Source organism: Streptomyces sp. NPDC031340 (assembly GCF_055569945.1).
Map to the genome: position 1 here is coordinate 1 of NZ_JBVIIE010000043.1, position 9,306 is coordinate 9,306.

General features: G+C 71.4%; 7 protein-coding genes. 4 read left to right on the forward strand and 3 right to left on the reverse strand.

What is annotated here, in order from left to right; genetic code table 11:
• Positions 1 to 157: 157 nt before the first annotated feature.
• The gene (gene pepN / locus ACZ5GT_RS28525; protein WP_469031788.1) at positions 158 to 2,725 is read right to left on the reverse strand and encodes an aminopeptidase N; all 2,568 of its coding nucleotides are present in this window, start codon (positions 2,723 to 2,725) and stop codon (positions 158 to 160) included.
• Positions 2,726 to 2,826: 101 nt separating this feature from the next.
• On the opposite strand from pepN, the gene ACZ5GT_RS28530 reads away from it, so the two are divergent.
• Positions 2,827 to 3,057 carry a ribbon-helix-helix domain-containing protein gene (locus tag ACZ5GT_RS28530; protein ID WP_469031789.1) on the forward strand — a complete coding sequence of 77 codons (231 nt, stop codon included), beginning with the start codon at positions 2,827 to 2,829 and terminating at the stop codon, positions 3,055 to 3,057.
• Positions 3,044 to 3,391 (forward strand): type II toxin-antitoxin system PemK/MazF family toxin, encoded by a 348-nt coding sequence (locus tag ACZ5GT_RS28535; RefSeq protein WP_469031790.1) that lies wholly within the window; start codon positions 3,044 to 3,046, stop codon positions 3,389 to 3,391. Before ACZ5GT_RS28530 ends, ACZ5GT_RS28535 begins: the two co-directional genes overlap by 14 nt.
• A 95-nt stretch (positions 3,392 to 3,486) precedes the next feature.
• Here the strand turns inward: ACZ5GT_RS28535 and ACZ5GT_RS28540 are convergent, their stop codons facing one another.
• Positions 3,487 to 4,506: an aspartate-semialdehyde dehydrogenase gene (locus ACZ5GT_RS28540; protein ID WP_469031791.1), complete on the reverse strand. Its 1,020-nt coding sequence runs from the start codon at positions 4,504 to 4,506 to the stop codon at positions 3,487 to 3,489.
• 333 nt (positions 4,507 to 4,839) lie between these two features.
• Positions 4,840 to 6,375 (reverse strand): PucR family transcriptional regulator, encoded by a 1,536-nt coding sequence (locus tag ACZ5GT_RS28545; RefSeq protein ID WP_469031792.1) that lies wholly within the window; start codon positions 6,373 to 6,375, stop codon positions 4,840 to 4,842.
• A 334-nt stretch (positions 6,376 to 6,709) separates the two neighbouring features.
• Between ACZ5GT_RS28545 and speB the strand changes: the two genes are divergently transcribed.
• Positions 6,710 to 7,696: an agmatinase gene (gene speB / locus ACZ5GT_RS28550; protein WP_469031793.1), complete on the forward strand. Its 987-nt coding sequence runs from the start codon at positions 6,710 to 6,712 to the stop codon at positions 7,694 to 7,696.
• Between the two features lie 77 nt (positions 7,697 to 7,773).
• Positions 7,774 to 9,183 carry a purine-cytosine permease family protein gene (locus ACZ5GT_RS28555; RefSeq protein WP_469031794.1) on the forward strand — a complete coding sequence of 470 codons (1,410 nt, stop codon included), beginning with the start codon at positions 7,774 to 7,776 and terminating at the stop codon, positions 9,181 to 9,183.
• Positions 9,184 to 9,306: the final 123 nt, after the last annotated feature.

The following is a 9,306-nucleotide window of genomic DNA, read 5'->3' on the forward strand; positions in this document are numbered from 1 at the left end:
ATCGTTTCTCCCAGCCGCCCCCTTCCCCCCCCTTCTCCCCCCCCCCCCCCCCCCCCCGCCCCCCCCCCCCCCCCCCCCCCCGCCCCCCCCCCCTCCCCCCCCCCCCCCCCGGAACGGGGGAATGACCGCGTGTGCCGCGCCTGCGCGGCCGGCGCTCCTACCGCGCGTCCGCCGCCTGCGCCTTCAGCGCGCGCTCCACGCCCGAGCGGGACTCGGAGACCAGGCGCCGCAGCGCCGCGACCGGCTCGGCGGAGTCCAGCCAGGCGTCCGTGCGGTCCAGGGTGTCCTGGGACACCTGGATCGACGGGTACAGCCCGACGGCGATCTGCTGGGCCATCTCGTGCGAGCGCGATCCCCAGATGCCCTTGACCACCTCGAAGTATTTCGCGGTGTACGGCGCCAGCAGCTCGCGCTGGTCCGTCTGCACGAACCCGCCGATGACCGCCTCCTGCACGGCGTTGGGCAGCTTGTCGGACTCCACGACCGACGCCCAGGCCTCCGCCTTCGCCTCCGGGGTCGGGCGGGCGGCACGGGCGGCCGCCGCGTGGCGCTCGCCGGCGGCCGTCTTGTCCCGCTCGTACTCGGCCGCGATCTCCGCCTCGTCGAAACGGCCGACGGCGGCGAGCCGCTCCACGAACGCCCACCGCAGCTCGGTGTCGACGACCAGGCCCTCGATCGTCTGCGAGCCGTCCAGCAGGGCCTCCAGCAGGTCCAGCTGCTCCGGCGTGCGGGCCGTCGCCGCGAACGCGCGCGCCCACGCCAGCTGGTGGTCGCCGCCCGGCGCGGCCGACCGCAGGTGGGCCAGCGTGGCGTCGGTCCAGCGGGTCAGCAGGGCCTCACGGGCGGCCGGGTCGGCGTACAGGTCGATCGCCAGCTTCACCTGGCGCTGCAGCGACTGCACGACGCCGATGTCGGACTCCTTGCCGATGCCGGACAGCACCAGCGACAGGTAGTCGTGGGTGGCCAGCTCCGCGTCCCGGGTCATGTCCCAGGCCGACGCCCAGCACAGGGCGCGGGGGAGGGAGGACTCGAAGTCGCCGAGGTGCTCGGTGACGAACGCCAGGGACGCCTCGTCCAGCCGGACCTTGGCGTAGGACAGGTCGTCGTCGTTGAGCAGCACGACGTCCGGGCGGCGCCGGCCGGTCAGCTCCGGTACGGCGGTCAGCTCGCCGTCGACGTCCAGCTCGACGCGGTCCGTGCGCACCAGCTTGCCGCTCGTGTCGTCGCGGTCGTACAGGCCGATCGCGATGCGGTGCGGGCGCAGGGTCGGCTCGCCCTTGGCGCCGGCGGGCAGCGCGGGGGCCTCCTGGCGGATCGCGAAGGACGTGATGACGCCCCCGCCGTCGGTCTCGATCCCGGGGCGCAGGACGTTGATGCCCGCGGTCTCCAGCCACGCCTTCGACCAGGCCTTCAGATCGCGGCCCGAGGTCTCCTCCAGCGCGCCGAGCAGGTCGGACAGGCGGGTGTTGCCGAAGGCGTGCGCCTTGAAGTACGCCTGCACGCCACGGAAGAACTCGTCCATGCCGACGTACGCCACCAGCTGCTTCAGGACGCTGGCGCCCTTGGCGTAGGTGATGCCGTCGAAGTTGACGAGCACGTCGTCCAGGTCGCGGATGTCCGCCATGATCGGGTGCGTGGACGGCAGCTGGTCCTGCCGGTACGCCCACGTCTTCATGGAGTTGGCGAACGTCGTCCAGGAGTGCGGCCAGCGCGACTCGGGGTGGTGCGCCTGGCAGGCGATGGAGGTGTAGGTGGCGAACGACTCGTTCAGCCACAGGTCGTTCCACCACTCCATGGTGACCAGGTCGCCGAACCACATGTGGGCCAGCTCGTGCAGGATGGTCTCCGCCCGCACCTCGTACGCGGCGTCGGTCACCTTGGAGCGGAAGACGTACTGGTCCCGGATGGTGACCGCGCCCGCGTTCTCCATCGCGCCCGCGTTGAACTCCGGCACGAACAGCTGGTCGTACTTCTTGAACGGGTAGGCGTAGTCGAACTTCTCCTGGAACCAGTCGAAGCCCTGCCGAGTCACCTCGAAGATGGCGTCCGAGTCGAGGAACTCGGCGAGCGAGGGACGGCAGTAGACGCCGAGCGGGACGGACACGCCGTCCTTCTCGTACACGCTGTGGACGCTGTGGTACGGGCCGACGATCAGCGCCGTGATGTACGTCGAGATCCGCGGCGTCGGCTCGAAGACCCAGACGTCGTCCTTCGGCTCGGGCGTCGGGGAGTTGGAGACGACGGTCCAGCCGGCCGGCGCCTTCACGGTGAACTGGAAGGTGGCCTTCAGGTCGGGCTGCTCGAACGACGCGAACACCCGGCGCGCGTCCGGCACCTCGAACTGGGTGTACAGGTACGCCTGGTCGTCGACCGGGTCGACGAACCGGTGCAGGCCCTCACCGGTGTTGGTGTACGCGCAGTCGGCCACCACCCGCAGGACGTTGGGTCCCTCCAGCAGGCCGGGAAGCGCGATCCGGGAGTCCTTGAAGACGTCCGCCGGGTCGAGCGCGTCGCCGTTGAGGGTGACCTCGTGGACCGTCGGGGCCACCAGGTCGATGAAGGACTCGGCGCCGGTTTCGGCGACGTCGAAGCGCACCGTGGTCACGGACCGGTAGGTGCCGCCCTCCTGCGCGCCGGTGAGGTCGAGATCGATCTCGTACGAGTCAACGGTGAGCAGCTTCGCCCGCTGCTGCGCCTCTTCGCGAGTCAGGTTTGTGCCAGGCACGCGGTCATCTCCTCGTTATGTGTGGGTTCGGTCATCCTTCCATGAGGCACGCCCGGATGCGGGGTGGCCAACAGGATGCTACCGAAGGTAGCATTGACGGTATGAAGATCAGTGTGAGTCTGCCCCAGGAGGATGTCGCCTTCGTCGACGAGTACGCGTCCAGAACGGAAGCCGAATCGCGGTCGGCCGTGATACACGCCGCCATCGAATTGCTGAGGGCCGCTCAGCTGGAGGCCGAGTACACGGAGGCCTTCGCCGAGTGGGACTCGAGCGAGGACGCCGAGTTCTGGGACGGGTTCAGCGGAGACGGGCTCACTGATGAGGCGCGGTGACATCTACCTGGTCGACTACGAGCCCGTACGCGGCAGCGAGGTCAACAAGGCGCGCCCCTCGGTCATCGTGTCCAACGACGGAGCCAATCAGGCGGTCGAACGCCACGGCCGGGGCGTGATCACCGTAGTGCCGCTGACCTCCAACACCGCGCGGGTCCTGTCGTTCCAGGTACTCCTCCGCGCGGCCGAGTGTCATCTGCCGAAGGACTCGAAGGCCCAGTGCGAGCAGGTGCGGGCCGTTGCTCAGGAACGGATGCTCAGACGGCTCGGCGCGGTGCCCCGACAGCGGATGGCCGAGATCGACGCCGCGCTCCGGCGGCACCTGGGGCTCTGAGGGCGCGGACGGCGAAGGGGCGGTCACCGGTTCGCGGTGACCGCCCCTTCCTCGTACCGCCTACTGGGCATCTCGTAAGCGGTACCTCGTACGTGCTACTCGCCGCTGAGCTCCGCCGCCACCAGCTCCGCGATCTGCACCGCGTTCAGGGCCGCGCCCTTGCGCAGGTTGTCGTTGGAGATGAACAGCGACAGGCCGTTGTCCACCGTCTCGTCGCGGCGGATGCGGCCGACGTAGGAGGGGTCCTGGCCGGCCGCCTGCAGCGGGGTCGGGATGTCCGACAGCTCCACGCCGGGGGCGCCGGCCAGCAGCTCCGTCGCGCGCTCCGGGGAGATCGGGCGGGCGAAGCGGGCGTTGACCTGGAGGGAGTGGCCGGTGAAGACCGGGACGCGCACGCAGGTGCCGGAGACCTTCAGTTCCGGGATCTCCAGGATCTTGCGGGACTCGTTGCGCAGCTTCTGCTCCTCGTCGGTCTCGTTCAGACCGTCGTCGACGAGGTTGCCCGCGAAGGGCAGCACGTTGAAGGCGATGGGCCGCTTGTAGACCTGCGGCTCCGGGAAATCGACCGCCGAGCCGTCGTGGGTGAGCTTGTCGGCGTCGGCGACGACCTTCTGCGTCTGCCCGTGCAGCTCGGCCACGCCCGCCAGGCCGGAGCCGGAGACGGCCTGGTAGGTGGAGACCACGAGCGCCTCCAGGCCGGCCTCCTGGTGCAGCACCTTCAGCACCGGCATCGCGGCCATGGTGGTGCAGTTCGGGTTGGCGATGATGCCCTTGGGGCGGTCCGCGATCGCGTGCGGGTTCACCTCGGAGACCACCAGGGGCACCTCCGGGTCCTTGCGCCAGGCGGAGGAGTTGTCGATCACGACCGGGCCCTGCGAGGCGACCTTCTCGGCCAGCGCCTTCGAGGTGGCGCCGCCCGCGGAGAACAGGACGATGTCCAGGCCGGAGTAGTCGGCGGTGGCCGCGTCCTCCACCGTCACCCCGTCCAGCTCGGTCCCGGCCGAACGGGCCGAGGCGAACAGCCGCAGCTCCGTGACGGGAAAGCCACGCTCCGCGAGGATCCTGCGCATGACCGTGCCGACCTGACCGGTGGCTCCGACGATTCCGACCCTCACTGCGACTCCTTCTCCGTGGCTGGCGGACGCCCCCGCATGGCCGGGGCCTTTCCATCATGCGTCCCACCCCGGCCGGTGTGTCCAATCGTTTGCCCGAGGAGTGGACAGGCACTCCGGCCGGTCGCGCGCCCCGGGCGTCCGGCCGCCGGGCGATCCGACGCGGAGGAATGAGCCCGATGTGCGGCACCGACCGGAAGATGCGGTGCCTCCGCGGTGCGGGAACGGCCTTTTTCGCCCGGCCCGACGGCACGGCTGACCAGCCCCGGCCGGGCGGTCACCGGCACCGCGCCCGCGCCCGGTGTGACGTACGACTCCGTGGCGGCCCCCACCGGTTCAGCCGGATCCCCCGGAAGGGCGTGGCTCACCGGGGGAGGGGGTGCCGGAGAGCAGCGCGCGGGCCTGGAAGGCGAGCCACAGGTCGGTGAGGTCCGCCGTCTCCGCCAGAGTGCGGCCGGTGAGCTGCTCGACGCGCTGCATGCGGTACATGACGGTCTGCTTGTGCACGCTCAGGGCGGCGGCGGTCCGCTGCCAGGAGCGCCGGTGCGCCAGGAACGCCTCCAGCGAACCGGTCAGCTCGGTTCCGTGGTTCCCGTCGTAGGCGAGCAGCGGACCGAGGACGCGGTCGACGAGCGCCTGCGCCTCCTCGGTGTCGCGCAGCACCGTGAAGGTGGTCTCCTCCCCGTAGCGGGAGATTCCGGCCGGTGCCCTGCGGGCCAGGGACAGGGCCCAGACGGCCTCGCGCCGGGCCGCGGGCAACCGCCCGGGGGCGTCGGCCGGGGAGCTCACCCCGAGGGCGGTGTCCGGCCCGAGCTTGCGGCGGACCGCCTCGATGTCCGGAACGGCGTCCCGGACCAGGGCGTACAGCAGCTCACCGCGTCGCAGGAGCAGGTGGGGGATGCGGCGGCGGCCCAGGGCCAGATGCAGGTCGCGCTGGCCGGCCCCCTCGTCGGACGGAGTGGCGACGACCACGGCGTGCGCGAGGTCGATCCCGGCGGCGGTCAGCTCGCGGCGCGCGACGGCGTCGTCGATGCGGGTGTCGAAGAGGTGGGCGAGAAGCTCCCCGCCGAGCCGTCGTTCGTGTTCCCGCAGCATCGCCTGACGGGCCGTTTCCACGGCGGCGGCGGTGGCCAGGTGGTGCAGCAGCGATGTGTCCGTGCCGGGGAACCGCACGGCGAGCAGGACGGTGGGCTCTTCCGCGGGGACTTCGACCGCGAGCGCCGTGCCGCCGCCGGCGAGCGGAATGTGCAGCACGCCGGGAATCCGGCCGTCATGGGCGCGGACCCCGGCGAGCAGGGCCGAGCGCAGGGCCTCGTCCGGCGCCGGGGCCGCCGGGTCGACCGGGTTCCCGGTGGTGGTGTCCAGGAGCAGCAGCCGGCAGCCCAGGTCGCGTCCCAGCCGGGCGGTCGGGGACTCGCCGGTCCGTCCGCCGAGGGTGTCCCGCAACGCGCCGTAGATCCGCTCGATCTGGCCGACGCGGGCGGGCGCCTCCCCCGCGTTGGCGTCGGCGACCGCTCTGGCGAGGGCGGCGAAGCTGACCGAGTACGGCACCGTGAGCACGGCCAGGTCGCGCTCCCGCGCCGCCGTCGCCAGTTCAACGGTGAGCGGCGGGGTGTCGGGGTCCTCGCCGATCACGATCCCGCTCGCGCCCGCGTCCGCGCACCGGTGGAGCAGCTCCGCCTGAGCGGGGCCGCCGCGTGGCAGCGTGCGCCCGTTGCGCATGAGCAGCTCACCGCCCGCCATCCAGTCCCATGGGCTGTCGAGATCGGAGGCATGGGCCCAGGAGACGCCCTTCTCCAGGCCCCCTTCGCCTGCGAAGAGCTTCAGCCGCAGGTGGGGGAGGTTCAGCAGGTCCACCGCGGTCACCGGCATGCGTACTCCGACGTTGTTTGTGTGTTACAGGAAAGTCTGTTGTGCGATCGCTCAGAAAGCAACGGGCGATTGTGGCTTTCGTGCGGTAGAGGGATCCGTTCGCGGGGTCGCAGACTCGCTGCATTCCGGCCGACAGAACCGGGCGACACAACCGGGCGACACAACCGGACCGGTACAACCGGACCGGCATCAACCGGACCGACGCGTGGCCGGAGGGCAGCCGACGCGGATCCCTGGAGGACACGCACCGGCACCACGTCCAGGCACCCCGCTCGCACGCTTCCGCGCCGGCTTCCCTGCGCGCCAGACCATCCAGAACAACGGAGGCAACCCGATGCCGCGCGTGACCCGCCTCGACGAGGACAACGACACCGCAGGCACGCCACCCGTCGGCCAGACCGACGGGCAGGCGAGCCCCCGCTACGCGGGCCTGACCACCTTCGCGCGGCTGCCCCGCATCGAGGACGTACCGGCACACGACGTCGCCGTCGTCGGCGTCCCCTTCGACGCCGGGGTGACCTACCGCCCCGGAGCACGCTTCGGACCCGGAGCGATCCGCGAGGCCTCCCGGCTGCTGCGCCCCTACAACCCGCACCTCGACGTCATGCCCTTCCGCGACCAGCAGGTCGTCGACGCGGGCGATCTGCCCTGCAACCCCTTCGACATCGCGGCCGCGAGCAAGGAGATCGAGGAGGGCGCCCACGAGCTGGTCCGCGGCGGCGGCCGGCTGGTTACCCTCGGAGGCGACCACACCATCGCCTATCCGCTGCTCCGCGCGATGAACCGGGTCCACGGCCCCGTCGCCCTGGTGCACTTCGACGCCCACCTCGACACCTGGGACACCTACTTCGACGCACCGCTCACCCACGGCACCCCGTTCCGCCGCGCCGCGGAGGAAGGCCTGTTCCTGCCCGGCGCCAGCGCGCACGTCGGCATACGGGGCTCGCTCTACGACCCCCAGGACCTCCGCGACGACGCGGAGCTGGGATTCACCGTCGTGCACTGCGCCGACCTGGAGACCACCGGCGTACGCGAGGTCGTGGCCCGGCTGCGCCGCCGGATCGGCACGGCACCGCTGTACGTGTCCGTCGACATCGACGTCCTCGACCCCGCCCACGCACCGGCGACGGGCACCCCGGAAGCGGGCGGCATGACCAGCCGGGAACTGCTCGGCATCATCCGCGGCTTCAAGGGCCTCAACCTGGTCGGCGCCGACGTCGTCGAAGTCTCCCCGGCCTACGACCACGCGGACATCACCAGCGTCGCCGCGGCCAACCTCGCCTACGAACTCGTCTCCCTGTGCGCCGGAGCTCCCCGGTGAGCCTCCGGCCGCCGCGCGATCCAGCCGCCGCGCAACCCGATCCAGCCGCCGCGCAACCCAGGAAAGGAACGCGTCGCATGAACAGATCCGAAGACCGCGCCACACACATCGAACAGCACTCCATCGAGTGGATTCCCGCGGCCGAGCGTCATGGCACGCCACGGGGGCTGTTCCCCGTCTGGTTCGGAGCCAACGTCCAGCTCACCACGCTGATCACCGGCGCGCTCGCCGTCGAGCTGGGGCTCTCCCTGCCCTGGGGCCTGCTCGCGATCGTGGCGGGGAACCTCTTCGGTGCGGTCTTCATGGCCCTGCACTCCGCGCAGGGCCCCAAGCTCGGTGTCCCGCAGATGATCCAGAGCCGGGCCCAGTTCGGCTTCTACGGCGCCGTCGTGCCCATCGTCCTGGTCATCCTGATGTACATCGGGTTCTTCGCCAGCAGCGGTGTCCTGGCCGGCGACGCGCTGTCGGCCGCGACGCCGCTCGGCCCCGACGCCGCCATCGTGGGTGTCTCGGTCGTCTGCGTCGTCGTCACGGTCTTCGGCTACCGGATGATCCACCTCCTCGAACGGGCCAGCAGTGTGCTGAGCGGCCTCGTGCTCGCCTACCTCACCGTGCTCGTCGTCACCAGCGGGGACCTGGGCTCCGTGTGGCACCCGGGCCCGTTCCACGGCGGTGTTTTCCTGCTGATGCTCGCCATCGCCGCGACCTGGCAGATCGCGTACGCGCCCTATGTCGCCGACTACTCCCGCTACCTCCCGGAGCACAGCTCCACCGGCCGCTGCTTCTGGTGGAGCTACGCGGGCACGGTGACGTCGTCCGTGTGGATGATGGCGCTCGGCGCTGTCGGCGCGGCGCTCGCTCCGCAGGCGCTGAAGGAGGGCTTCACCGGCTACCTGCTCGACCTCGTGCCCGGCGCCCTCCGATGGCCGGTGGCAGCGGCCCTGGTGCTCGGCATCATCGCCGTCAACGTGCTCAACCTCTACGGCGCCTTCATGTCGTTCACCACGACCGCGACCGCGATCCGGCGCTTCTCCGTCACCCGCACGGTGCGCACGGTCACGGTGCTCGCGGCCGGCGGGATCGGTACCTACCTCGCTGTCGCCGGACGGACCAGTTTCATCGACAGCTACGAGAACTTCATCCTCTTCCTCACCTACTTCCTGGTCCCCTGGACCTCCATCAACCTGGTGGACTTCTACTTCATCCGCCGCGAGCGCTACGACATCGCCGCGCTGTTCCGCCCGGACGGCCGCTACGGGCTGATCTCCTGGCGCACCATGGCCGCCTACGTCGCCGGCGTCGCGATCGAGATCCCGTTCATGAGCGCCTCGTTCTACACCGGTCCCATGGTGGCCCGGCTCGGGGGCGCCGACATCTCCTGGATCCTCGGCCTCCTCGTCTCGGCGGTGCTCTACTACCTGGTGATGAGGGACCAGCGCGAGGCCGTCCCGCACGAGGACGAGGCCGAGCAGGTGCTGTCCCTCTGATCCCGGCCCCGACCCCGACCCCGACCCCGTCGACGGTTCGGCGGGGGGGGGGGGGGGGGGGGGGGGGGGGGGTGGGCGGGGGGGGGGGGGGGGGGGGGGGGGGGGGGGGGGGGGGGGGTGGTC